Source organism: Burkholderia sp. HI4860 (assembly GCF_002223045.2).
In the GTDB taxonomy this organism is placed as follows: Bacteria; Pseudomonadota; Gammaproteobacteria; order Burkholderiales; family Burkholderiaceae; genus Burkholderia.
Genome location: NZ_NKFO02000003.1, coordinates 1539643 through 1565009, shown reverse-complemented (window position 1 = coordinate 1565009; position 25367 = coordinate 1539643). Strand labels below are relative to the sequence as shown.

Annotated in this window: 21 protein-coding genes and 1 riboswitch; of the genes, 17 read left to right on the top strand and 4 right to left on the bottom strand. The window is 67.6% G+C overall.

Translation table 11 applies throughout. The features are described from left to right. The first annotated feature begins 59 nt into the window (after positions 1–59). From CFB34_RS22510 to thpR, 5 genes are all read left to right on the top strand, one after another. Positions 60–773 carry a transposase gene (locus CFB34_RS22510; RefSeq protein ID WP_006477151.1) on the top strand — a complete coding sequence of 238 codons (714 nt, stop codon included), beginning with the start codon at positions 60–62 and terminating at the stop codon, positions 771–773. 289 nt (positions 774–1062) lie between these two features. Next, entirely contained in the window at positions 1063–5766 is a 4704-nt protein-coding gene (locus CFB34_RS22505) for a glutamate synthase-related protein (RefSeq protein WP_089439058.1), read from the top strand. A gap of 85 nt (positions 5767–5851) precedes the next feature. Then, the gene (locus CFB34_RS22500) at positions 5852–7318 is read left to right on the top strand and encodes a glutamate synthase subunit beta (RefSeq protein WP_039366713.1); all 1467 of its coding nucleotides are present in this window, start codon (positions 5852–5854) and stop codon (positions 7316–7318) included. A gap of 368 nt (positions 7319–7686) precedes the next feature. Continuing rightward, the gene (locus CFB34_RS22495) at positions 7687–9177 is read left to right on the top strand and encodes an alanine/glycine:cation symporter family protein (protein ID WP_089439059.1); all 1491 of its coding nucleotides are present in this window, start codon (positions 7687–7689) and stop codon (positions 9175–9177) included. Then, complete coding sequence (gene thpR / locus CFB34_RS22490; RefSeq protein ID WP_089439060.1) at positions 9174–9764, top strand: RNA 2',3'-cyclic phosphodiesterase; 591 nt, start codon at positions 9174–9176, stop codon at positions 9762–9764. The genes CFB34_RS22495 and thpR overlap by 4 nt, the downstream gene beginning before the upstream one ends. 87 nt (positions 9765–9851) lie before the next feature. Here thpR and CFB34_RS22485 read toward each other — a convergent pair whose 3' ends face one another. The 4 genes from CFB34_RS22485 to CFB34_RS22470 form a co-directional block, all read right to left on the bottom strand. After that, positions 9852–11213, bottom strand: coding sequence for a D-amino acid dehydrogenase (locus CFB34_RS22485; RefSeq protein ID WP_347404559.1), 1362 nt, complete (start codon positions 11211–11213; stop codon positions 9852–9854). After that, entirely contained in the window at positions 11194–12456 is a 1263-nt protein-coding gene (locus CFB34_RS22480) for an MFS transporter (RefSeq protein ID WP_089430505.1), read from the bottom strand. The genes CFB34_RS22485 and CFB34_RS22480 overlap by 20 nt, the downstream gene beginning before the upstream one ends. Positions 12457–12689: 233 nt before the next feature. Next, positions 12690–13466, bottom strand: a complete 777-nt coding sequence (locus CFB34_RS22475; protein ID WP_089439062.1) for an SDR family oxidoreductase — start codon at positions 13464–13466, stop codon at positions 12690–12692. Beyond that, entirely contained in the window at positions 13463–15232 is a 1770-nt protein-coding gene (locus CFB34_RS22470) for an ABC transporter ATP-binding protein/permease (RefSeq protein ID WP_089439063.1), read from the bottom strand. The genes CFB34_RS22475 and CFB34_RS22470 overlap by 4 nt, the downstream gene beginning before the upstream one ends. A gap of 259 nt (positions 15233–15491) precedes the next feature. After that, positions 15492–15615: riboswitch (TPP riboswitch) on the top strand. 225 nt (positions 15616–15840) lie between these two features. Here CFB34_RS22470 and CFB34_RS22465 point away from each other — a divergent pair. The 12 genes from CFB34_RS22465 to CFB34_RS22410 all read left to right on the top strand — a co-directional run bounded on the left by CFB34_RS22465 (position 15841) and on the right by CFB34_RS22410 (position 25331). Beyond that, entirely contained in the window at positions 15841–16977 is a 1137-nt protein-coding gene (locus CFB34_RS22465) for an FAD-dependent oxidoreductase (protein WP_089439064.1), read from the top strand. Positions 16978–17009: 32 nt separating this feature from the next. Continuing rightward, complete coding sequence (gene thiS / locus CFB34_RS22460; protein WP_011350713.1) at positions 17010–17207, top strand: sulfur carrier protein ThiS; 198 nt, start codon at positions 17010–17012, stop codon at positions 17205–17207. A gap of 49 nt (positions 17208–17256) precedes the next feature. Next, positions 17257–18072 (top strand): thiazole synthase, encoded by an 816-nt coding sequence (locus tag CFB34_RS22455; protein ID WP_089439065.1) that lies wholly within the window; start codon positions 17257–17259, stop codon positions 18070–18072. Beyond that, positions 18069–19193: a thiamine phosphate synthase gene (thiE, locus tag CFB34_RS22450; protein WP_089439066.1), complete on the top strand. Its 1125-nt coding sequence runs from the start codon at positions 18069–18071 to the stop codon at positions 19191–19193. Before CFB34_RS22455 ends, thiE begins: the two co-directional genes overlap by 4 nt. A gap of 84 nt (positions 19194–19277) precedes the next feature. Beyond that, positions 19278–20099: an ABC transporter ATP-binding protein gene (locus CFB34_RS22445; protein WP_039366673.1), complete on the top strand. Its 822-nt coding sequence runs from the start codon at positions 19278–19280 to the stop codon at positions 20097–20099. After that, the gene (gene mlaE / locus CFB34_RS22440; protein WP_089439067.1) at positions 20096–20863 is read left to right on the top strand and encodes a lipid asymmetry maintenance ABC transporter permease subunit MlaE; all 768 of its coding nucleotides are present in this window, start codon (positions 20096–20098) and stop codon (positions 20861–20863) included. The genes CFB34_RS22445 and mlaE overlap by 4 nt, the downstream gene beginning before the upstream one ends. A 24-nt stretch (positions 20864–20887) precedes the next feature. Further along, a complete protein-coding gene (gene mlaD / locus CFB34_RS22435) occupies positions 20888–21451 on the top strand; it encodes an outer membrane lipid asymmetry maintenance protein MlaD (protein WP_089439068.1) in 564 nt (187 codons plus the stop codon). A 30-nt stretch (positions 21452–21481) separates the two neighbouring features. Continuing rightward, positions 21482–22447, top strand: a complete 966-nt coding sequence (locus tag CFB34_RS22430) for a VacJ family lipoprotein (RefSeq protein ID WP_089439147.1) — start codon at positions 21482–21484, stop codon at positions 22445–22447. 111 nt (positions 22448–22558) lie between these two features. Continuing rightward, positions 22559–23188: an ABC transporter substrate-binding protein gene (locus CFB34_RS22425; protein ID WP_089439148.1), complete on the top strand. Its 630-nt coding sequence runs from the start codon at positions 22559–22561 to the stop codon at positions 23186–23188. Continuing rightward, the gene (locus tag CFB34_RS22420; protein ID WP_089424333.1) at positions 23185–23460 is read left to right on the top strand and encodes an STAS domain-containing protein; all 276 of its coding nucleotides are present in this window, start codon (positions 23185–23187) and stop codon (positions 23458–23460) included. Before CFB34_RS22425 ends, CFB34_RS22420 begins: the two co-directional genes overlap by 4 nt. A gap of 192 nt (positions 23461–23652) precedes the next feature. Beyond that, on the top strand, positions 23653–24579 hold the full coding sequence (locus CFB34_RS22415) for an ABC transporter ATP-binding protein (RefSeq protein ID WP_011350722.1): 927 nt from the start codon (positions 23653–23655) through the stop codon (positions 24577–24579). Then, complete coding sequence (locus CFB34_RS22410) at positions 24576–25331, top strand: ABC transporter permease (protein ID WP_011350723.1); 756 nt, start codon at positions 24576–24578, stop codon at positions 25329–25331. Before CFB34_RS22415 ends, CFB34_RS22410 begins: the two co-directional genes overlap by 4 nt. Positions 25332–25367: the final 36 nt, after the last annotated feature.

Below are 25367 nucleotides of genomic sequence, written 5' to 3'. Positions count from 1 at the left end.
GCAGGTGCGCAATTTCGGACCCCAGGGTATTTCCTAACGCGTTCAAACGGACATTCAGCATGGCACGGTTAGCACGACTCTACGTTCCCGACCAGCCGCAGCACGTGATACTGCGCGGCCTGGATCAGCAACCCGCGTTCGTCGACGACCAGGACTACGAACTCTTCATCGATTGCCTGAAGGCCGCCGCGCGCGATCATCACCTGTCGGTGCACGCCTACGTGCTGCTGCCGCGCCAGGTGCAACTGCTCGTGACGCCGAGCGACGAAGCGAGCCTGCCGAAAGCGATGCAGGCCGTCGGTCGCCGCTACGTCGCGCATTTCAACCGCCGCTACTCGCGGCGCGGCACCCTGTGGGAAGGCCGCTATCGCGCGACCGTGATCGAAGGCGAGCGCTATTTCCTGCTCGCGAGCCGCGTGGTCGAGATGAGCCCGGTGCGCGCGCAGCTCGTCGCGACGCCCGAGGCCTATCGCTGGTCGAGCTACCGGCACCACGTCGGGCTCACCGTCGACAGCCTGATCACCGACCATCCGCTCTACTGGGCGCTCGGCAATACGCCGTTCGACCGCCAGCGCGCGTACAAGGAGCTGTGCGAGCAGCCGCTCGACGAGCGCCAGGCCGACCAGCTGCAGCAGGCGACGTTGAAGGGCTGGGTGCTCGGCGGCGAGAATTATCGCGAATGGGCGGCGCGTACCGCGAACCGGCGCGTGTCGCCGCTGCCGCGCGGACGCCCCAGAAAGGTGCGTGAAAACACGCCGCCGATCCAGCAATAAAGCAGGAACGGCAGTTCAGGAGGCGGCGCTGCGGGCGCCGCTTCTTTTTGCACCAAAACGATACAGCCCCAATAAAACGGCACCAGATCGAGGCATCCATTTTATTGGGGTTCGATCAAGCGGTTTTTGTTGCTATTCCTTTGATTCGTCGCGTATATTCCGAATTCCGGTGGCCCGGGCGAAGCATGCCCATCCACGGTCGGCCGCGCCGTCTCCCGCCGGGAGCGGGATCGACGGCAACAAGAAAATGGTTCAACGGCCTCCAGGCCCCCTTTACGACGGTGTCCCCATGAACGACCACCAGCAGCCGCTCGCCGCGGTGCCCGCCGCACAAGGTCTGTATGACCCGCAAAACGAACACGACGCCTGTGGCGTCGGCTTCGTCGCTCACATCAAGGGCAAGAAGAGCCACGAGATCATTCAGCAGGGTCTGAAGATCCTCGAGAACCTCGATCACCGTGGCGCGGTCGGCGCCGATCCGCTGATGGGTGACGGCGCGGGCATCCTGATCCAGATTCCGGACGCGTTCTATCGCGAGGAAATGGCGAAGCAGGGCGTGCAGCTGCCGCCGGCGGGTGAATATGGGGTCGGCATGATCTTCCTGCCGAAGGAAAACGCGTCGCGTCTCGCATGCGAGCAGGAGCTCGAGCGGACGGTGAAGGCCGAAGGCCAGGTCGTGCTCGGCTGGCGCGACGTGCCGGTCGACCATGCGATGCCGATTTCGCCGACGGTCAAGGCGAGCGAGCCGCTGATCCGCCAGATCTTCATCGGCCGCGGCAAGGACATCATGGTGACGGACGCGCTCGAGCGGAAGTTGTACGTGATCCGCAAGACGGCGAGCCACCGCATCCAGGCGCTGAAGCTCAAGCACGGCAAGGAATACTTCGTGCCGTCGATGTCGGCGCGCACGATCGTCTACAAGGGGCTGCTGCTCGCGGGCCAGGTCGGCGTGTACTACCGCGACCTGCAGGACACGCGCGTCGTGTCCGCTCTCGCGCTCGTGCACCAGCGCTTCTCGACCAACACGTTCCCGGCGTGGGAACTGGCTCACCCGTACCGGATGATCGCGCACAACGGCGAGATCAACACCGTGAAGGGCAACGTGAACTGGCTGAACGCGCGTACCGGCGCGATCGCATCGCACGTGCTCGCCGACGACCTGCCGAAGCTGTGGCCGCTGATCTACCCGGGCCAGTCGGATACCGCGTCGTTCGACAACTGTCTCGAGTTGCTGGTGATGGCCGGCTACCCGCTCGTGCACGCGGTGATGATGATGATCCCGGAAGCATGGGAACAGCACACGCTGATGGACGAGAACCGCCGCGCGTTCTACGAATACCACGCCGCGATGATGGAGCCGTGGGACGGCCCGGCCGCGATCGCGTTCACCGACGGCCGCCAGATCGGCGCGACGCTCGACCGTAACGGCCTGCGTCCGGCGCGCTACATCGTCACCGACGACGACCTCGTGATCATGGCGTCGGAAGCCGGCACGCTGCCGATCCCTGAATCGAAGATCGTCAAGAAGTGGCGCCTGCAGCCGGGCAAGATGTTCCTGATCGACATGGAGCACGGCCGCATCATCGACGACAAGGAACTGAAGGACAACCTCGCGAACGCGAAGCCGTACAAGAGCTGGATCGACGCCGTGCGCATCAAGCTCGACGAGATCGAGCCGAAGGCCGAGGAAGTCGCGGCCGGCCGCACGCAGGGCGCCGCGCTGCTCGACCGCCAGCAGGCGTTCGGCTATACGCAGGAAGACCTGAAGTTCCTGATGGCGCCGATGGCGCAGCAGGGCGAGGAAGCCGTCGGTTCGATGGGCAACGACTCGCCGCTCGCGGTGATGTCGAACAAGAACAAGACGCTCTATCACTACTTCAAGCAGCTGTTCGCGCAGGTCACGAACCCGCCGATCGACCCGATCCGCGAGAACATGGTCATGTCGCTCGTGTCGTTCATCGGCCCGAAGCCGAACCTGCTCGACACGAACAACATCAACCCGCCGATGCGTCTCGAAGTGTCGCAGCCGGTGCTCGACTTCAAGGACATCGCGAAGATCCGCGCGATCGACCAGTACACGGGCGGCAAGTTCAGCGCATACGAACTGAACATCTGCTACCCGGTCGCGTGGGGCAAGGAAGGCATCGAAGCACGCCTCGCGTCGCTGTGCGCGGAAGCCGTCGACGCGGTGAAGTCGGGCTACAACATGCTGATCGTGTCGGACCGCAAGACGGACGCCGAGCATGTCGCGATTCCGGCGCTGCTCGCCACGTCGGCGATCCACTCGCACCTCGTCCAGCAAGGGCTGCGCACGAGCACGGGCCTCGTCGTCGAGACGGGCTCCGCGCGTGAAACGCACCACTTCGCGCTGCTCGCGGGCTACGGCGCGGAAGCCGTGCACCCGTACCTCGCGATGGAAACGCTCGCGAAGATGGCCGAAGGGCTACCGGGCGACCTGTCGCCGGAGAAGGCTGTCTACAACTTCACGAAGGCAGTCGGCAAGGGCCTGCAGAAGGTGATGTCGAAGATGGGCATCTCGACGTACATGTCGTACACGGGCGCGCAGATCTTCGAAGCGCTCGGCTTGTCGAGCGACCTCGTCGAGAAGTACTTCAAGGGCACGGCGTCGAAGGTCGGCGGCATCGGCCTGTTCGAAGTCGCGGAAGAGGCGATCCGCCTGCACCGCGATGCGTTCGGCGACAGCCCGGTCCTGCGCGACATGCTCGACGCGGGCGGCGAGTACGCGTACCGCGTGCGTGGCGAAGACCACATGTGGACGCCGGATTCGATCGCGAAGCTGCAGCACGCGACGCGCAGCAATTCGTACCAGACGTACAAGGAATACGCGCACCTGATCAACGACCAGACCAAGCGTCACATGACGTTCCGCGGCCTGTTCGAGTTCAAGGTCGAGCCGACCAAGGCGATCCCGATCGACGACGTCGAACCGGCGAAGGACATCGTCAAGCGCTTCGCGACGGGCGCGATGTCGCTCGGTTCGATCAGCACCGAAGCGCACGCAACGCTTGCGATCGCGATGAACCGGATCGGCGGCAAGTCGAACACCGGCGAAGGCGGCGAAGACGAGAAGCGTTACCGCAACGAACTGCGCGGCATCCCGATCAAGTCGGGCGAGACGCTGAAGTCGGTGATCGGCGATGAAATCGTCAGCGACATTCCGCTGAAGGATGGCGATTCGCTGCGCTCGAAGATCAAGCAGGTCGCGTCGGGCCGCTTCGGCGTCACCGCCGAGTACCTCGCGTCGGCCGACCAGATCCAGATCAAGATGGCGCAGGGCGCGAAGCCGGGCGAAGGCGGCCAGCTGCCGGGCCACAAGGTATCCGAATACATCGGCAAGCTGCGTTACTCGGTGCCGGGCGTCGGCCTGATCTCGCCGCCGCCGCACCACGACATCTACTCGATCGAGGATCTGGCGCAGCTGATCCACGACCTGAAGAACGTGAACCCGAGCGCGAGCATCTCCGTGAAGCTCGTGTCGGAAGTGGGTGTCGGCACGGTCGCGGCCGGTGTCGCGAAGGCGAAGGCCGATCACGTCGTGATCGCCGGCCATGACGGCGGCACGGGTGCGTCGCCGCTGTCGTCGGTCAAGCACGCAGGCACGCCGTGGGAACTCGGCCTGGCCGAAACGCAGCAGACACTGGTGCTGAACCGCCTGCGCGGCCGTATCCGCGTGCAGGCCGACGGCCAGATGAAGACGGGCCGCGACGTCGTGATCGGCGCGCTGCTCGGCGCGGATGAATTCGGCTTCGCGACGGCGCCGCTCGTCGTCGAAGGCTGCATCATGATGCGCAAGTGCCACCTGAACACGTGCCCGGTCGGCGTCGCGACGCAGGATCCGGTGCTGCGTGCGAAGTTCAAGGGCCAGCCCGAGCACGTCGTGAACTACTTCTTCTTCGTCGCCGAGGAAGTGCGCGAGATCATGGCGCAGCTCGGCGTCGCGAAGTTCGATGACCTGATCGGCCGCGCCGACCTGCTCGACACCCGCAAGGGCATCGAGCACTGGAAGGCGAAGGGCCTCGACTTCTCGCGCGTGTTCTACCAGCCGGAAGAATGCGAGGACGTCGCGCCGCGTCACGTCGACGTGCAGGATCACGGCCTCGAGCGCGCGCTCGACCACGTGCTGATCGAGAAGGCGAAGGCCGCGATCGAGAACGGCGAGCATGTGTCGTTCATCCAGCCGGTGCGCAACGTGAACCGGACGGTCGGCGCGATGCTGTCGGGCGTGATCGCGAAGAAGCACGGCCACGAGGGCCTGGCCGACGACGCGGTGCACATCCAGCTGAAGGGCACGGCCGGCCAGAGCTTCGGCGCGTTCCTCGCGAAGGGCGTGACGCTCGACCTCGTCGGCGACGGCAACGACTACGTCGGCAAGGGCCTGTCGGGCGGCCGGATCATCATCCGCCCGACCAACGACTTCCGCGGCAAGTCCGAGGAAAACATCATCTGCGGCAACACGGTGATGTACGGCGCGATCGAAGGCGAATCGTTCTTCCGCGGCGTGGCGGGCGAGCGCTTCTGCGTGCGCAACTCGGGCGCGACGGCAGTCGTCGAAGGCACGGGCGACCACGGTTGCGAATACATGACGGGCGGCACGGTCGTCGTGCTCGGCGAGACCGGGCGCAACTTCGCGGCCGGCATGTCGGGCGGTCTCGCGTACATCTACGATCCGGAAGGCACGTTCGCGGCGAAGTGCAACAAGTCGATGGTCGCGCTCGAGCCGGTGCTGCAGCAGGCCGAGCAGGAGCGCACGGTCGACCGCGCGCTCTGGCACGAAGGCACGACGGACGAAGCGCTGCTCAAGGGGCTCGTCGAGCGTCATTTCCAGTTCACGGGTTCGCCGCGCGCGAAGTCGCTGCTGGAAAACTGGGACGCGGCGCGCCGCCAGTTCGTGAAGGTGTTCCCGCACGAATACAAGCGCGCGCTGGGCGAGATCGGTGCGAAGAAGGCGGCGAAGGAAGAATTGGCCGCCTGAGCGACGAACGACATAGCGAATGCCGCGCGCGCCTGACTGCCGCGCGCGGCTCCCCCACCCGATACACCGAACAGAAGAGCACCTTATGGGCAAGGCAACCGGTTTTCTGGAGTTCGAACGCCGCCACGAGGCGTACGAAGCACCGCTCACGCGCGTGAAGCACTACAAGGAATTCGTCGCGGCACTGACCGACGCGGACGCGAAGGTCCAGGGCGCGCGCTGCATGGATTGCGGCATCCCGTTCTGCAACAACGGCTGCCCGGTCAACAACATCATTCCGGACTTCAACGATCTCGTTTATCGCCAGGACTGGCAGCAGGCGATCGAAGTCCTGCATTCGACCAACAACTTCCCGGAATTCACGGGCCGCATCTGCCCGGCGCCGTGCGAGGCAGCTTGCACGCTCGGGATCAACAACGACCCGGTCGGCATCAAGTCGATCGAGCACGCGATCATCGACAAGGCCTGGGCGGAAGGCTGGGTGAAGCCGCTGCCGGCCGAGCACAAGACGGGCAAGAAGGTCGCGGTCGTCGGTTCGGGCCCTGCGGGCCTCGCCGCCGCGCAGCAGCTCGCGCGTGCAGGCCACGACGTGACGGTGTTCGAGAAGAACGACCGGGTCGGCGGCCTGCTGCGTTACGGGATCCCCGATTTCAAGCTCGAGAAGTGGCTGATCGACCGCCGCATGCGCCAGATGGAAGCGGAAGGCGTGACGTTCCGCACCAGCGTGTTCATCGGCAAGGATCCGCTGCCCGAGTCGATCGGCAGTCTCGCGAAGGAAACCATCTCGCCGGACACGCTGAAGGAAGAATTCGACGCGGTCGTGATCGCCGGCGGTTCGGAAACGCCGCGCGACCTGCCGGTGCCGGGCCGCGAACTCGCGGGCGTGCATTTCGCGATGGACTTCCTGCCGCAGCAGAACCGCGTGAACGCGGGCGACAAGCTCGTCGACCAGCTGCTCGCGAAGGGCAAGCACGTGATCGTGATCGGTGGTGGCGACACGGGTTCGGACTGCGTCGGCACGTCGAACCGTCACGGTGCGAAGCAGGTCACGCAGTTCGAGCTGCTGCCGCAGCCGCCGGAAGAGGAAAACAAGCCGCTGGTGTGGCCGTACTGGCCGATCAAGCTGCGCACGTCGTCGTCGCACGAGGAAGGTTGCGAGCGCGACTGGGCGGTCGCGACGAAGCGTCTCGAAGGCAAGAACGGCAAGGTCGAGAAGCTGATCGCGGTGCGCGTCGAGTGGAAGGACGGCAAGATGCAGGAAGTGCCGGGTTCCGAGTTCGAGATGAAGGCCGACCTCGTGCTGCTCGCGATGGGCTTCACACAGCCGGCAGCGCCCGTGCTGGAGGCATTCGGCGTCGCGAAGGATGCGCGCGGCAATGCGCGTGCGGCGACCGAAGGCGATCGTTCGTACTACACGTCGGTCGACAAGGTGTTCGCGGCGGGCGACATGCGCCGCGGCCAGTCGCTCGTGGTGTGGGCGATCCGCGAAGGCCGCCAGTGCGCACGCTCGGTCGATGCGTATCTGATGGGGCATTCGAACCTGCCGCGATGAGCGCAGGTCGGTAGCCGTCGTGGAAACCGGGCGTCCGAAAGGGCGCCCGGTTTTTTTGCGCACACGATTCGGTGGTCGTGCGGTGCGCGCGCCGTGCGCTTCGTATCGGGCGACCGGCCGGCGTCTCGCTGCGTCGGACACCGCGCCGGGCGCGCCACGACACGATCCCACGCCGCGGCCGTCGCGATCCTGGCGACTCCGCATTTTCGCGAAGCGTCGCCTAATCTGATCACATCCGGCAGCAATTTCCGGTCATCCCAAACCTTTCGTTTTGTAATGATCCTTGCAAACTGTCATATCATGTCGCCCCTCCGGCCGTGAAGCGAGCGGCTATCACATGTGACTGACCCTATTTACAAGGATTCTGGATGGAAGCACTCGTGCAAGGGCTGATCGACGCCGTCAACGGCGTGTTGTGGAACTACGTGCTGATCGCGCTGCTGCTCGGCGTGGGCCTGTGGTTCACGTTGCGGTTCCGGATGATCCAGCTGAAGGCGCTGTTGCTCAGCGTGAAGCTGGTCGGCAGCAAGGGCGAGCCGGGCAGCATCTCGTCGTTCCAGGCGTTCGCGACCGGGCTCGCGAGCCGCGTCGGCACCGGCAACATCGCCGGCGTCGCGGTCGCGCTGACCGTCGGCGGGCCGGGCGCGATCTTCTGGATGTGGATGACGGCGCTGGTCGGGATGTCGTCCGCGTTCGTCGAGGCGACGCTCGCGCAGATCTTCAAGGTGTCGCATTCGGACGGCAGCTATCGCGGCGGCCCCGCGTACTACATCCAGACGGGCCTGCGCTCGCGCGGCTTCGGCGTGCTGTTCTCGCTGTCGCTGATCCTCGCGTTCGGCTTCGTGTTCAATGCGGTGCAGGCCAACGCGATCGCCGATGCGTTCGACACGTCGTTCGGCTGGAGCCGCGCGACGGTCGGCCTCGGGCTCGTGCTGCTGACCGCGCCGATCATCTTCGGCGGGATTCGCCGGATCGCGGCGGTTGCGCAGGTGATCGTGCCGCTGATGGCGATCGGCTATCTCGCGCTCGCGGTCTATGCGGTCGCCACGCATATCGCGCTGGTGCCGGGCGTGATCGCGCTGATCGTGAAGAGCGCGTTCGGTCTCGAGCAGGCGGCGGGTGGCCTGACGGGCTATGCGGTCAGTCAGGCGGTCGCGATGGGCGTGAAGCGCGGGCTGTTCTCGAACGAGGCCGGCATGGGCAGCGCGCCGAATGCGGCGGCAACCGCCAGCACGCGGCATCCGGTCGTGCAGGGGCTGATCCAGATGCTCGGCGTGTTCGTCGACACGATCGTGATCTGCAGCGCGACCGCCTTCGTGATCCTGCTGTCGGGCCAGTACGAGCTGGGCACCGGCATGGAAGGCGCGGCGCTCACGCAGCGCTCGATCGCGAGCCACGTCGGCGACTGGGGCGGCATCTACATGGCGTTCGCGATCTTCTTCTTCGCGTACTCGTCGGTGATCGGCAACTACGCGTATGCGGAAGGCAACGTCGAATTCATCACGAAGCGGCGCGGCGTGCTGCCGCTGTTCCGCGTCGCGGTGCTCGCGATGGTGATGTTCGGCAGCGTCGGGCAACTGCCGCTCGTGTGGGCGATGGCCGATACGAGCATGGGGCTGATGGCGATCATCAACCTGATCGCGATCCTCGCGCTCGGCAAGTACGCGCATGCGGCCTGGCGCGACTATCGCCGCCAGCGCGCGGACGGCGTGGCCGAGCCGGTGTTCACGCGCAACACGATTCCGGAACTCGCGAACGTGCTGCCGACCGACGTGTGGGGCGAGCATGGCCCGCTGCCGCAACGTCCGGCCGCGGCTGATCCGGCGCGCGCGCCGCGCGCGGTGGCGAGCGGGTCATGAACGGCGACCGGCTGCGCGTGTTCGTCGCGCTGATGCCCGATGCGGCATCGCGCGACGCGCTGCACGCGCTGCCGGTTACCCGGGGCGCGCGGCGTCCGCTGCCCGCGCAACTGCATGTGACGCTTGCGTTCGTCGGCGCGATCGAGCGGGCGTGCTGCGACGCGCTGGCCGCGTGCCTGCCGGCGCTCGCGGCCGCGCATGCGCTGCCGCTGATGCCGGTCGAACGGATCGCATGGTGGCCGAGCCTGCCGCGCGCGCGGCTGATCGTCGCCGAGCTGGCCGCCGAGCCGGCGTGTGCGGCGTTGAATCTCGCACTGTCGGCGAAGCTGCGCGAACTCGGCGTGCCGGCCGACCGGCGGCCGTTCCGCCCGCACGTGACGCTCGCGCGGCTGCCGCACGATGCGGTCGGGCAGCCGGCGCACGGCGGTGTAGTGAAGCGGCCGGTCGCGCTGCGGTTCGACGCGCTCACGCTGTTCGAAAGCCGGCTGTCGCACGAAGGCGTGTCGCATCGGCCGATCGTGTCGGCGCCGATTGCGCGGGCGGATGGAGAGGCGGACGGTGACGCGGGCGGCCACGCGGCGCAGTGAGCGGCTTGTGAGCCGCGTTGCGATTGCCGGCAGCCATGGGTATCGCGTCAGCGCATCGCGTCGACGATATCGACGTGCCTGCCGTGCCTACCGAGCGTAGCGCGCGAGCGTCAATCCCGACAGGTCGATCTCCGGTTCTCGCCCCGTGACGAGATCCGCCACCACCTTCCCCGAGCCCATCGACATCGCCCAGCCCGTCGAACCGTGGCCAACGTTCAGCCAGAGTCCGTCGACCCCGCTCGCGCCCAGCAGCGGCGGCCCGTCGGGTGTCATCGGTCGGCGGCCGACCCAGAAGCGCGCCGACGCGCGATCGGCCGCGTGCGGGAACCAGTCGTCGAGTACCTTCATCAGCGTATCGAGCGCCTGCTGGCGCAGTGCGGCGTGCCGGTTGCCGAGTTCCGCGGTACCCGCGACGCGCAGCGTCGGGCCGAAACGCGTGATCGCCGTCTTCAGCGATTCGTCCATCAGCGCGGCGTGCGGCGATTTTTCGTCGTCGACGACGGCGAGCGTCGCCGAGTAGCCCTTCACCGGATACAGCGGCACGTCGATGCCGTGCGGCCGCAGCAGGCCGGCGCTGTCGACACCGAGCGCGACGACGATTGCATCGGCGGCGAGCCGCACGTCGCGGTGCTTGCCGCCGGGGTTCGATGCGCGCGGGTTCGGTCCGCCAGCATCGCCGCCGTTACCGAGGATCCGCACGCCGCGCACGCGGCCGGCTGCAACGTCGAGCGCCCGCACTTCCATGCGAAAGCGGAACGTCACGCCGTTGGCTTCGCACAGCGCTCGCAGTTCGCGCGTGAAGCGTGCGCAGTCGCCGGCTTCGTCGTCGGGCAGGTAGATGCCGCCGACGGGTGCCTGCCGCGCCCAGCGCAGGCCCGGCTCGATCGCCGTGCAGCCGGCCGCGTCGAGTTCGCGGAACGTGATGCCCGCGTCGCGCAGCACCTTCAACGCGGGCTGCACCATCTCGACGTCGAACGCGCCGCGCAGCAGTTGCAGGTAGCCGCGGCTCGCGCCGTAGTCGAACGGATGGCTGTCGCGAAACGCGTGCAGGCACGCGCGGCTGTAGTACGCGATGCGCTGCATCCGCTGCTTGTTCACACGGAACCGCTCGAACTCGCATTCGCGCAGCCAGTGCGCGATCCAGCGCCACTGTGCGGCGTCGAGCGTCGGCCGGAAGATCAGCGGCGAAGCGGGCTTGAACAGGTACTTGAGGATCTTGCCCGGCATCCCCGGCGCGGCCCACGGCGTCACGTAGCCGGGGGCGATCACGCCCGCGTTGCCGAGGCTCGTCGCCAGCGCGACGTCGGCTTCGCGTTCGATCACGGTGACGTCGCAGCCTGCTTCGCACAGGTGCCAGGCGGTGGTGACGCCGATCACGCCGGCGCCGAGAACGATCACGTGCATGCGGTTTCCCGAACGAGGAGGCCGCTCATGACGCGACGGCCGGATCGTCGACGAGCGACTTGCCGCGCGTTTCCGGCAGCACGAGCGCGGCGACGATCACGAGCAGGTAGCCGCCGCCCGCCACGAGGCCGATCGCCTTCACGAGCGACATGGATTGCGACAGCGCGCCGACGAGAATCGGGAAGAACGAGCCGAGCCCGCGCCCGAGGTTGTAGCAGAAGCCCTGGCCCGAGCCGCGGATCGCGCCCGGATACAGCTCCGACAGATAAGCGCCGACGCCCGCGAAGATTCCCTGCACGACGATGCCGAGCGGGAAGCCGAGCAGCAGCATCGCGGTGTCGGTGATCGGCAGCATCGTGTACGCCATGCCGAGCGAGAACGAGCCGATCGCGAACAGGATGAACGACGCGCGGCGGCCGAGCCGGTCGGACAGGATCGCGCCGACCACGTAGCCGACGAACGAGCCGACGATCAGCACGACGAGATAGCCGCTCGTGTTGAACACCGACAGGTGGCGGACGGTTTTCAGGTAGGTGGGCAGCCACGTCGTGATCGCGTAGTAGCCGCCGAGCATCCCGGTGCACAGCGCGCTGCCGAACAGCGTCGCGCGCAGGTGCGGCGGCGAGAAGATCTCGAGGAAGTGGCCCGACACGCGGCCTTCGTCGCGCGCGCGGCGGGTGGCCGTGTAGATGTCGGGATCGCTGACGTTGCGGCGGATATACAGGATCCACAGCGCGGGCAGGATGCCGATCCAGAAGCACGCGCGCCACGCGACCTGCTCGGGCAGCAGCGCGAAGAAGGCCCAGTAGAGGATCGCGGCCGCGCCCCAGCCGAACGACCAGCTGCTCTGCACGGTGCCGACCGCTTTTCCGCGATGCTCGGGCGAGCGGATCGTCTCGGCCATCATGATCGTCACGACCGACCATTCGCCGCCGAAGCCGAAGCCCTGCAGCGTGCGCGTCGCGAGCAGTTGCCAGAACGAATGGGTGAAGCCGGACAGGCAGGTGAACAGCGCGAACGTCGCGATGGTCCACTGCAGCACGCGTACGCGGCCGTAGCGGTCGGCGAGGATGCCGGCGACCCAGCCGCCGAGCGCCGACGAGATCAGCGAGCTCGTCGCGATCATCCCGGCCTCGCTCTTCGTCATGCCCCAGGTGGCGATCAGCGTCGGAATCAGGAACGAATAGATCATGAAGTCGAACGCATCGACCGCGTAGCCGCCGAAGCCGGCGTACAGCGTCCTGCGCTCGCGCGTCGACAGCTCGTTGAACCACTGGAATGCCTGCATGCTTGCCGCCCCCTCTTCTGTCTCGTCTCGCGCTGCCGTCTGGCGGCTATTTTACGGGCGGGATGCGGGGTGCCAAAAAGGGGAGTGCCGGTGCGTGGCGGCTCAATGAGCGGTGAGGGCGGCGGGTGTTCGCTCGCGGAAGGCGGGATGGCGGACCCAATCGCGCTGGGGCGTCGTGCAGGCCTGGGCAAAGGTGGCGGTCCACGCGCCGGCACCGTGCGCCGGCACGTGCTTCAGAGCGTCAGGCCACCGTCGACATGCACGACCTGGCCGGTGATCTGCCGCGCGGCGTCCGACAGCAGGAACGCGATCAGCGCGGCCACATCGTCGGGTTCGGCGATCCGGCCGAGCGGTGTCGCCTGTTCGGCCTGCGCCCAGGCGGCGGCATTGCCGGCGCTCGGCCCGTGGTCCTTGCGCGTGAAGCCGGGCGCGACCGCATTGACGGTGATGCCGCGCGCGGCGAATTCGGCGGCCGCGGAGCGCACGAGCGATTCGAGCGCGGCCTTCGCCGCGGCGGTGGCCGCGAACGGCGCGTCGGCGCGGTAGCGGTGCGCGACGAACGAACTGACCGCGACGATTCGCGGCGCCACCGACGCTTCGAGCAGCGGCCGCGCGCGGCCCGCGAGCGCCGAGAACGCGCCGGGCATCGCCGCGAAGGCCGACGTGAGCGCATCCGCGGAAAGACCGGAAAAGGATTGCCGCGCGGCGAAGCCGGCATTGGCGACGAGATGATCGAGGCCGCCGAAGTGCGTGGCGGTTGCATCGACGAGAGACGCGGCGACGCCCGGCTCGCCGAGATCGCCGGTGAGCGTGACGCACTCCGCGCCGGCCGCCGTGCATGCATGAGCAACGTCGGTGAGCCGGGCGCGCGCCGCTTCGTCCGCGCCGCGCGCGTGCAGCGCCAGCGCGATGCCGGGTGCCGCGAGCCGCCGCGCGAGCGCCGCACCGATCCCCGAACCCGCGCCGGTGATCAGCGCGATCCGTGCGATGGGCGCGGCGCGTGCGCTCAAGCCGCGACCTTATCGCTGTCGTTCACGCGCTCGACGTTGATCGTGCCCACATGGAACGCGGCCAGCGACTCGCGGTGCGCGATGCTGACGATCGCGGCCTTCGGCAGCCGTTCGGCGAACAGGTGGTACAGGCGCGCTTCGTTGTCGGCGTCGAGCGCGCTGGTCGCTTCGTCGAGGAACAGGAAGTCGGGCTTGTGCAGCAGGACGCGCGCGCCGGCCAGGCGCTGCTGTTCGCCCGGCGACAGCACGCGGGTCCAGTGCGCGGTTTCGTCGAGGCGGCCGACGTAATCCTCGAGGCGGCATGCGCGCAGCGCGTCGCGGCAGGCTTCGTCGCTGAACGCGTCGGCCGTCGCCGGATAGGTGAGCGCGGCCTTCAACGTGCCGATCGGCAAGTAGCTCGTCTGCGGCACGAACATCATCCGCGCGCCGACCGGTGCATCGATCGCGCCGTCGCCGAACGGCCACAGGCCCGCGAGCGCGCGCATGAACGTGCTCTTGCCGGAACCCGACTTGCCGACCACGAGCCAGCGCGAGCCGGGCTCGATCGTGACGCTGCCGATGGTCGCGAGCGCGTTGCCGTTCGGCAGCGCGAGCTTGAGCGACGACGTCGACAGCTTCGCGTCGTCGACGTAGTGCAGGTTGATGCCGCCGTGCTCGGTCGCGGGCGACAGGCTTTCCTTCAGGTGCGACGTGCCCATCACGCGCTTGAATTCGCGCAGACGGTTGACGGTGGCGCGCCATTCGACGAGGGTCGAGTAACTGTTGATGAACCACGAGAACGAGTCGCTGACGGTGCCGAACGCGGACGAGATCTGCATCAGCACGCCGAACGAGAACGCGCCCGCGAAATAGCGCGGCGCGGCGACGACGAGCGGGAAGATGATCGCGATCTGCCCGTAGAAGCTCAGCACGAACGTGAGTCGCTTCGTGTACTTCATCACGCGCCACCAGTTGTCACGGATGCGCATGAAGAGGTTTTGCGCGTTGCCGGTCTCGGTCTTCTCGCCGTCGTAGAACGCGATCTGCTCGGCGTTCTCGCGCACGCGGATCAGCCCGAAGCGGAAGTCGGCCTCGACGCGCTGCTGCTGGTAGTTGATCGACACGAGCGGATGGCCGACCTTCTGGATGATCAGCGAGCCGACCACCGCGTACAGCGCGGCCGCCCACACCATGTAGCCGGGGATCGCGATCGGCGTCGCGCCGAGCGAAATCGTCAGCGCGCCGGCGAGCGACCACAGGATCGTGATGAACGACACGAGCGTGACGACCGTCGACAGCAGGTCGAGCGACAGCGCGAGCGTGGTCGTCGCGAACGACTGGAGGTCGTCGGTGATCCGCTGGTCGGGGTTGTCGGCGAGGCGGTCACGCTCGATCCGGTAGAACGCGCGATCGCCGAGCCACTGGCCGAGAAAGCGGTCGGTGAGCCACTGGCGCCAGCGGAAGCCGAGCATCTGCCGCAGGTAGCGGCCGTACACGGCGAGGATGATGAACGCGAACGCGAGCGCGGAGAACTGCATCAGCAGGTTCGGGAAGTCGTGGACGTCCTTCGACTGCAGCGCGTTGTAGAACTCCGCATTCCACTTGTTCAGCCGGACGTTGATCCAGACCACGCAGAGGTTGATCGCGATGATCGTGACCAGCAGGCCCCACGCGATTTTCCATTCGGACGATACCCAGTAGGGCTTGATGAGGCTCCATGCGGATACCGGGCGCTCGTCCTGCGGCGCGTCGGAGGCGGAGCGGACGGGATCGATCGATTGGGTCATGTGCTTCCTGATGAGTAGCCGGCGCGCGGGCCGGGCGCGCGCCGCGATACGGCATGCCGGGACGCGGCGCCGACTGACGGCGGGCGTCCGGATGGTCGCCCGCGCGTCTTAAACGGCACTTAAGGCCGGCGGTGACGCGGCAACCGGCCGCTCGCGCGGCCGGCCTGCGGGCATTGTGCCAGAGCGGCGCGTCACGTCGGCGAATTTGCCGCAAGGGGGACAGTTTGCGGCGCTTTCCGCTTTTATGGTCTAATGGCCGACGACGAAACAGGGGTGCTTCGTGGCGCGGCCGGCAGATGTTCCGGGCAGCGCGATGAGGCTGAGAAAGACCCTTCGCACCCGATCCGGGTAATACCGGCGAGGGAAGTTTCTGATCCCGCCGGGTCGCGCTGGCTGCCATCCCACATGGTCAGCGCCCTTGTCCCGCCCGGCCGGCCTTTGGTGCCGGTTTCGTCCTTTTGGGTACGCGCTTTGCGCGTTACGGAAGGAATGATGACCGCACAATCTTCAGTCTTTTGCATGATTCCCGGCCCGATGCCGCGTGCGTTCGCATCCGGCGGCGCGTGCGCGTCGACGCTCGTCGTGCGCGCGGGCGCGGAGGGCGCGCGATGAACGCCCGGGATTCCCGACCCGATTTCGCGGTGCTCGGCGGCGGCCTCGTCGGCCGCCTGATCGCCTGGCGGCTCGCGGGCGACGGGCATCGCGTCGCGCTTTACGAGCGCGGCGGCCCGGACGGCGAGCAGTCGGCCGCGTGGATCGCGGCCGCGATGCTCGCGCCGCTCGCGGAAGCGGCGAGCGCCGAGCTGCTGATCACCGAGCTGGGCGCCGCGTCGCTCGCGCGCTGGCCGCAGTGGCTCGCGGAACTGCCCGAACCCGTCTTCTTCCAGCAGCACGGCACGCTCGTCGTCTGGCACCACGCCGATCGCGCGGAGGCGCCGCTGTTCGAGCGGCGCGTGCGCGCGAACGCGCCGGCCGACCTGTTCGACCGCGGTTTCGTGACGCTCGCCGGCGCGCAGGTCGACGCGGCCGAGCCCGTGCTCGCGGGCCGCTTCGCGCGTGGCCTGCTGTTGCCGAACGAAGGCCAGCTCGACAATCGCCAGGCGCTGCGCGCGCTCGCGGCCGGCCTCGTCGAGCGCGGCGTCGACCTGCACTGGCACGTCACGATCGACGACGCGAACCTGCCTGCCGCGCATTTCACGATCGATTGCCGCGGGCTCGGCGCGAAACCCACGCTGCCCGCGTTGCGCGGCATCCGCGGCGAAGTCGCGCGCGTGCGCGCGCCCGGCATCGGGCTCACGCGGCCCGTGCGGCTGCTGCATCCGCGCTACCCGCTGTACATCGCACCGAAGCAGGACGATCTCTATGTGATCGGCGCGACCGAGGTGGAGGGCGAGGACATGTCGCCCGTCAGCGTGCGCTCCGCGCTCGAACTGCTGAGCGCGGCGTTCTCCGTGCATCCGGCGTTCGGCGAGGCGCGCATCCTCGAACTCAATGCGCAGTGCCGGCCGACGCTGCCCGATCATCGCCCGGCGGTGATCTGGGATGGCGCGTCGACGCTCGCCGTCAACGGCCTGTACCGGCACGGCTTCATGATCGCGCCGGAAGTCGCGCACGCGGCGGTCGCGTTCGCCGAAGCCGCGCTCGGCGGCGCGTTCGGCGATGCCGATGCGTTCGCCGCGTGGCGCGACGCCGAGCGCTGGCCGACGCTCCTTCATCACCGCAACGACGCGCGCCAGCCGGCCTGACGCGCGTTGCCGACCGAATTCGACGAAGCCTCATGGACATCCAGATCAACCAACAGAACCTGACGTTGCCCGACGGCGCAACGGTGGCCGACGCGCTCGCCGCATACGGCGCGCGTCCGCCGTACGCGGTCGCGCTGAACGGCAACTTCGTCGCGCGCACGCAGCACGCGGCGCGCGCACTCGCGGCGGGCGACAAGCTCGACGTCGTGCACCCGGTCGCGGGCGGCTGAGCGCCGCCGCGTTGTTCACGCATCGTCCCCGCTCATTCAGGAAAACGACATGACGTCCCTCACCTCCGCCGACGCGTTGACGCTGTACGGCGAAACCTTCGCAAGCCGCGTGTTGCTCGGCACGTCGCGCTACCCGTCGCTGCAGTCGCTGTCCGATTCGATCGCCGCGTCGCGTCCCGGGATGGTGACGGTCGCGCTGCGCCGCCAGATGACGGGCGGCACGGCCGAAGCCGGCTTCTTCGACCTGCTCAAGCGCCACGCGGTGCCGCTGCTGCCGAACACGGCCGGCTGCCAGACCGTCGCCGAAGCCGTGACGACCGCGCTCATGGCGCGCGAGGTCTTCGGCACCGACTGGATCAAGCTCGAACTGATCGGCGACGACTACACGCTGCAGCCCGACCCGGTCGGCCTGATCGAAGCGGCCGCGCAACTGGTCAAGGACGGTTTCAAGGTGCTGCCGTACTGCACCGAGGATCTGGTGATCGGCCGGCGCCTGCTCGACGTCGGCTGCGAGGCGCTGATGCCGTGGGGCGCGCCGATCGGCACGGGCAAGGGCGTCGTGAACCCGTACGGCCTGCGCGTGCTGCGCGAGCGGCTGCCGGACGTGCCGCTGATCGTCGACGCGGGGCTCGGCGTGCCGTCGCATGCGTGCCAGGTGATGGAGTGGGGCTTCGACGGCGTGTTGCTGAACACGGCCGTGTCGCAGGCCACGCATCCCGAGATCATGGCGCGCGCGTTTGCGCAGGGCGTCGAGGCCGGCCGTGCCGCGTATCTCGCCGGGCCGATGGATGCGCGCGAGACCGCGCATGCGAGCACGCCGGTCGTCGGGATGCCGTTCTGGCACCAGGACGGAGGCGGTGCATGAGCGCGCGTTTCGCCGATGCATTCTGGCCGCCGGCCGACGAACTGGCCGAAGCGGCCGAACGGATTCGCGCACGGCTCGGCGACTGGCCGCGCGGCGCTGCGCCGTGGCGGCTCTGCGTCGCGGTGCCCGATGCGCCGGCCGATGGCGACGTGCTGATCGTCTCGGCTGGCGACCGCGCCGCGCAGGCGCGCGTGTCGGCCGCGTCGCGGCCCGCGGCGCCGGGCGCCGTCGCGATCGAATTCGACGAGCAGGGCGCGGTGTTTCACGCAGCGGGCGCGCGTTATGCGCTCGACGCCGCGCATCCGCTCGGGGACGACTGGATCGCCGCACTTGCGGCGTTCCTCGATTGCGGCTTCGCGCCGATCGATGCGCTGGTGCTCGCGCTGGCCTGGCGCGACGGCGATGAAACCCGCGCCGCCGATGCGTGGCCGGTCGACGCCGCGCAGTTCCCGCGGGTCGCCGGGCTGCCGGCCGCGCCCGAACCCGCATTCGCGCCGTGCCCCGCGCAACTCGGCCTGTATCCGGTCGTGCCGGACGCCGAATGGGTCGAACGCGTGCTCGATTGCGGCGTGCGGACCGTGCAACTGCGTGTGAAAGGCGCGACGCCGGACGTGATGCGACGGGAAATCGCCCGCGCGGTCGCGGCCGGGCGACGCTATCCCGATGCGCGCGTGTTCATCAACGATCACTGGCAGATCGCTGCAGAAGAGGGCGCGTACGGCGTGCATCTGGGTCAGGAAGACCTCGAGACGGCCGATCTGGCCGCGATCGCGCGCGCGGGCCTGCGGCTCGGACTTTCGAGCCACGGCTATTACGAAATGTTGCGGGCATTGCACGAGCGCCCGAGCTACCTCGCGCTCGGCCCCGTGTACGCGACTGCGACCAAGGCCGTTGCTGCGCCGCCACAGGGCCTCGCGCGGATCACCCGCTATGCGCGCTTCGCGGGCACCCAGGCGCCGCTCGTCGCGATCGGCGGAGTGGGGCTCGACGCGCTGCCGGGCGTGCTGGCAACGGGCGTCGGCAGTGTCGCGGTGGTCAGTGCGGTGACCGGCGCGGCTGACTATCGGGCTGCCATTGCTGCGTTGCAGCAATGCTTTCCGGGACAATTTGACAATCGTTGACCGCAGGGCCCGGAACGGCTTCACGACATCATTCCAATGCAGGCCCTATAATTCGGCGTTCTGCGTAAAAGGACTGTCAGCTCCGTGAGCCCCACTCCTACCGAGTCACTGCTGGAACTTCGCGACGTCGACTTTGGCTACGGCGACCGCCTCGTCCTGTCCAACCTGAACCTGCGCTTCGGGCGTGGGCAGGTTGTTGCGGTCATGGGCGGGTCGGGTTGCGGCAAGACGACCGTGCTGCGCCTGATCGGCGGTCTCGTGCGTGCGCGCCGCGGCCAGGTGCTGTTCGACGGCGCCGATGTCGGCGCGCAGACGCGCGACGGCCTGTACGCGCTGCGCCGCAAGATGGGCATGCTGTTCCAGTTCGGCGCGTTGTTCACCGACATGTCGGTGTTCGAGAACGTCGCGTTCGCGCTGCGCGAGCACACCGACCTGCCCGAAGACCTGATCCGCGACCTCGTGCTGATGAAGCTCAACGCGGTCGGGCTGCGCGGCGCGCGCGACCTGATGCCGTCCGAGGTGTCGGGCGGGATGGCGCGCCGTATCGCGCTGGCACGCGCGATCGCGCTCGATCCGCAGCTCATCATGTACGACGAGCCGTTCGCGGGCCTCGATCCGATCTCGCTCGGCATCACCGCGAACCTGATCCGCACGCTGAACCAGGCGCTGGGTGCCACGTCGATCCTCGTCACGCACGACGTGCCGGAATCGTTCGCGATCGCCGACTACGTGTATTTCCTGGCCAACGGCGGCGTGCTCGCGCAGGGCACGCCCGACGAGCTGCGCGCGTCGACCGATCCGAGCGTGCGGCAGTTCATCGACGGCGCGCCGGACGGCCCGTTCAAATTTCATTACACGAGCCCGCCGCTCGCAGCGGATTTCGGCCTCGGCGGAGGGCGCGCATGATCAGCGCGATCGGACGTTACGTCATCGGCGGCCTCGAACGCGCGGGCTACGGCACGCGGCTGTTCGCGCGCCTCGTGCTGCAATTCTTCCCGCTGCTGCGCCGGCCGCGGCTGGTCACGAAGCAGATCCACTTCCTCGGCAACTATTCGTTCGTGATCATTGCCGTGTCGGGGCTGTTCGTCGGCTTCGTGCTTGGCCTGCAGGGCTATTACACGCTGAACCGCTACGGTTCCGAGCAGGCGCTCGGCCTGCTGGTCGCGCTGTCGCTCGTGCGTGAGCTCGGGCCGGTCGTCACCGCGCTGCTGTTCGCGGGGCGTGCGGGCACGTCGCTCACGGCCGAGATCGGCCTGATGAAAGCCGGCGAACAGCTCACCGCGCTCGAGATGATGGCGGTGGACCCGATCAAGAACGTGATCGCGCCGCGCATGTGGGCGGGCATCATCGCGATGCCGCTGCTGGCGGCGATCTTCAACGCGGTCGGCGTGCTCGGCGGTTACTTCGTCGGCGTCGTGCTGATCGGCGTCGATCCGGGCGCGTTCTGGTCGCAGATGCAGGGCGGCGTGCAGGTCTGGGCCGACGTCGGCAACGGCGTGATCAAGAGCATCGTGTTCGGGTTCGCCGTGACCTTCATTGCGCTGTATCAAGGGTATGAAGCGAAGCCCACGCCCGAGGGCGTGTCGCGCGCGACCACCAAGACGGTCGTGTTCGCGTCGCTCGCCGTACTCGGCCTCGATTTCCTGCTGACCGCGCTGATGTTCAGCTAAGCCTCAGCCAAGCCAAATTTTGGGATGACGATGAAAAAGACTGCTCTCGACTTCTGGGTCGGCCTGTTCGTGGTGGTGGGCTTCCTTGCGGTGCTGTTCCTGGCGCTCAAGGTCGGCAACATGAGCTCGCTGTCGTTTCAGCCGACCTATTCGGTGAGGATGAAATTCGACAATATCGGCGGGCTGAAGCCGCGCGCGGCCGTGAAGAGCGCGGGCGTCGTGGTCGGCCGCGTGAAGTCGATCGGCTTCGACACGAACACGTACCAGGCGCTCGTCACGATCGATGTCGACGGCCAGTATCAGTTCCCGAAGGATTCGTCGGCGAAGATCCTGACGTCGGGCCTGCTCGGCGAGCAATATATCGGCCTGGATCCGGGCGGTGACACCGAAATGCTGAAGTCGGGCGATACGATCACGATGACGCAATCGGCGATCGTGCTCGAGAACCTGATCGGCCAGTTCCTGTACAGCAAGGCCGCCGATGCGGGCGGTGCGAAGCCGGCCGCCGGCGCATCGGCCGCCGCGCCCGCCGCGCCCGCACCGGTGGCGGTGCCGGCGTCGGCGGTGTCCGGTTCGGCCGGCCAATAACCACACGAGAGAAAACAAGAGGGAATGACCATGCAGACGATCCGCATCAGGCAGGCCGCGCTGGCGGTAGCGGCAGTCGCCGCGTTGAGCGGCTGCGCGACCGTGCAGACGCCGACCAAGGGCGATCCGCTCGAAGGCTTCAACCGGTCGATGTACAAGTTCAACGACACGGTCGACACGTACGCGCTGAAGCCGGTCGCGAAGGGCTACCAGTACGTGGTGCCGCAGCCGGTGCGCGACAGCGTGACGAACTTCTTCTCGAATATCGGCGACGTCTACATCGCGGCGAACAACATCGTGCAGCTGCGCATTGCCGACGGCGTGGGCGACATCATGCGCGTCGTGATCAACACGGTGTTCGGCGTCGGCGGCCTGTTCGACGTCGCGACGATCGCGAAGCTGCCGAAGCACACGGCCGACTTCGGGATCACGATGGGCCGCTACGGCATGCCGTCGGGTCCGTACCTCGTGCTGCCGCTGCTCGGCCCGAGCACGCTGCGCGACACGGCCGGCCTGGGCGTCGACTACGTCGGCAACCCGCTTACGTACGTGAAACCGGATGGCCTGAGCTGGGGCCTGTTCGGCGTGAACCTCGTCAACACGCGCTCGAACCTGCTCGGCGCGGGCGACGTGCTGGATGCCGCGGCGCTCGACAAGTATTCGTTCGTCCGTAACGCGTACCTGCAACGCCGCCAGATGCTGATCAGCAACGCGCGCGGCGAGGCGGCCGCGACGTCGGGCAACGACGCGCTGCCGAAGTACGACCTGCCGGAAGACGGCGCGGCCCCGGCGGCAGCCGGCGCGGCCGGTGCGGCGGGCGCAGCGGCGGTGGGCGGTGCAACGGCGCCGGCAGGCGCATCGGGCGCGGCGGTGGCCGCGCCGGCTTCGGGCACGGCCGAATCGCCGAACCCGGCCAGCGAAACGAACGTGCCGGCGATGCAGGTGGCGCCGCCGTCGCCGGGCGGGTTCCGCTTCCCGAGCATCCGGCTGCACTGACGGATTTACATTCGTTACAGCCGGAAACGATTCAGTCGGTAGCGTATGCGAACTTGCGCGTAAGCTACCTGCTCCAACCTTCGCATCGACTCATTCATGCAGGCCACTATGATGAAAAAACTGTTCCTGATCCCCGTTTTCGCGGCGCTGTTCTCGTTCGGCAGCGCAGCCCACGCGCAAGTCGACCAGTCGAACCCGCAGGCGCTGATCAAGACGGCGACGCAGCAGGTGCTCGACGAAGTCAAGCAGCAGACGATCAAGCAGGGCGACACCAACCGCATCATTTCGATCGTCAACAAGGACATCCTGCCGTACACCGATTTCCGCCGCACCACGCAGCTCGCGATGGGCCGTAACTGGCGCACCGCGACGGCCGACCAGCAACAGCAGGTTCAGGAGCAGTTCAAGCTGCTGCTGATCCGCACGTACTCGGGTGCGCTGGCGCAGTTGAAGCCGGACCAGCAGATCCAGTACCCGCCGTTCCGTGCCGATCCGGCCGATACCGATGTCGTGGTCAAGACGGTCGCGATGAACAACGGCCAGCCGGTCCAGATCGACTACCGCCTGTACAAGACGGCCAACGGCTGGAAGGTGTATGACCTGAACGTGCTCGGCGCGTGGCTGATCCAGACGTACCAGCAGCAGTTCAACGAGAAGATCCAGCAAAGCGGCGTGGAAGGCCTGATCCAGTTCCTCACGCAGCGCAACCAGCAACTTGCCGCCGGCAAGCAAGCGTCGTGAGCGGCTTCGAAGCCGGTTCCTCGCTGACCGTCGCGAGCGCGAAGTCCGCGCTCGCGGACGGTCTTGCGCGCATCGGCGCGGGCGCGACCGCCGTCGATTGCGCGGCGCTGACGCAGTTCGACTCGTCCGCGCTCGCCGTGCTGCTCGCATGGCAACGTGCCGCCAAGGCGCGCGGCGCGACCCTCGACATCCACAATCTCCCCCCGAAGCTCGCCAGCCTCGCGCGCGCGTACGGCGTCGACGCGCTCATCGACGGCACCGGGCGACATTGACCCTGTCCGACCGGAGCCTGCCGCGCCGCCCGGCGCGCGCAAGCTTCAGGCCGCGTGCCTCCGGCACCGGCTCCCCCAGCCGGTTTGCCCTATAATCAAGCGTTTTGCGGGGCAGCCAATCGGCGTCCGGCCCCCATTTTCATACGCAGCAAGCACAGAATAGGCGTCGCGGCCCTGGCGTCGCGCACAGTCATGTCAGCCATAGAAATCCGTCACGTCAAGAAGCGCTACAAGTCGCTTCAGGCGCTCAAGGGCGTCAGCCTGTCGGTCGAGGAGGGCGAGTTTTTCGGTCTGCTCGGCCCCAACGGCGCAGGCAAGACCACGCTCATCAGTATCCTCGCCGGGCTCGCCCGGGCCGACGAAGGCAGTATCTCGGTGCGCGGTCACGACGTCGTCAAGGACTTCCGTGGCGCGCGCCGTGCACTCGGCGTCGTGCCGCAGGAACTCGTGTTCGATCCGTTCTTCACCGTCCGCGAGACGCTGCGGATCCAGTCCGGCTATTTCGGGCTGCGCCGCAACGACGACTGGATCGACGAAGTGATGGCCAATCTCGACCTGACCGAGAAGGCCGACGCGAACATGCGCGCGCTGTCGGGCGGGATGAAGCGCCGCGTGCTGGTCGCGCAAGCGCTCGTGCACCGGCCGCCCGTGATCGTGCTCGACGAACCGACCGCCGGCGTCGACGTCGAATTGCGCCAGACGCTGTGGAAATTCATCTCGCGCCTGAACCGCGAAGGCCACACGATCGTGCTGACCACCCATTACCTCGAGGAAGCCGAGTCGCTGTGCGACCGTATCGCGATGCTGCGCCGTGGCGAAGTGGTTGCGCTCGACCGCACCGATGCGCTGCTGCGCCGCTTCGCGGGGCTGCAGCTCTACCTGCGCCTCGCGACCGGCGCGCTGCCGTCCGAGCTGCGCGGGCTGGAGTCCGACCCGGCCGCCCGCGCGCCGGGCGAGCACCTGCTGCGCCTGACGAGCTACGACGATGTCGAACGCATCCTCGCGCAGTGCCGCGCGGCGGGCTGCACGTTCGACGAGATCGAGGTCCGCAAGGCCGACCTCGAGGATGTGTTCGTCCAGGTGATGAACGGAGCCGACGTCATCGAGGGATTGGCATGAGCGGGTTTCAAACGCTGTTCTACAAGGAACTGCTGCGTTTCTGGAAGGTGTCGTTCCAGACGGTGTGCGCGCCGATCGTCACGGCGCTGCTGTATCTGACGATCTTCGGTCATGCGCTGTCGGGCCGCGTCGAGGTCTATCCGGGCGTCGAGTACGTGAGCTTTCTCGTACCGGGCCTCGTGATGATGAGCGTGCTGCAGAACGCGTTCGCGAACAGCTCGTCGTCGCTGATCCAGTCGAAGATCACCGGCAACCTCGTGTTCATGTTGCTGCCGCCGCTGTCGTACCGCGACATCTTCGGCGCGTACGTGCTCGCGTCCGTGGTGCGTGGCCTCGCCGTCGGCACGGGCGTGTTCGTCGTGACGATCTGGTTTATCCCGATGCATTTCGCGGCGCCGCTGTTCATCATTGCGTTCGCGTTGCTCGGCTCGGCGATCCTCGGCACGCTCGGCCTGATCGCCGGGATCTGGGCCGAGAAGTTCGACCAGCTCGCCGCGTTCCAGAACTTCCTGATCATGCCGCTGACGTTCCTGTCCGGCGTGTTCTATTCGACGCACTCGCTGCCGCCCGTGTGGCGCGAGATCTCGCGTCTCAATCCGTTTTTCTACATGATCGACGGCTTCCGTTTCGGGTTCTTCGGCGCGTCCGACATCAACCCGTTCGCGAGCCTCGCGATCGTCACCGGTTTCTTCGTGCTGCTCGCGCTGATCGCGATGCGGCTGCTCGCGACCGGCTACAAACTGCGTCATTGATATCGACAGGCAGCGGCCGCCATCCGGGCGGCGCGC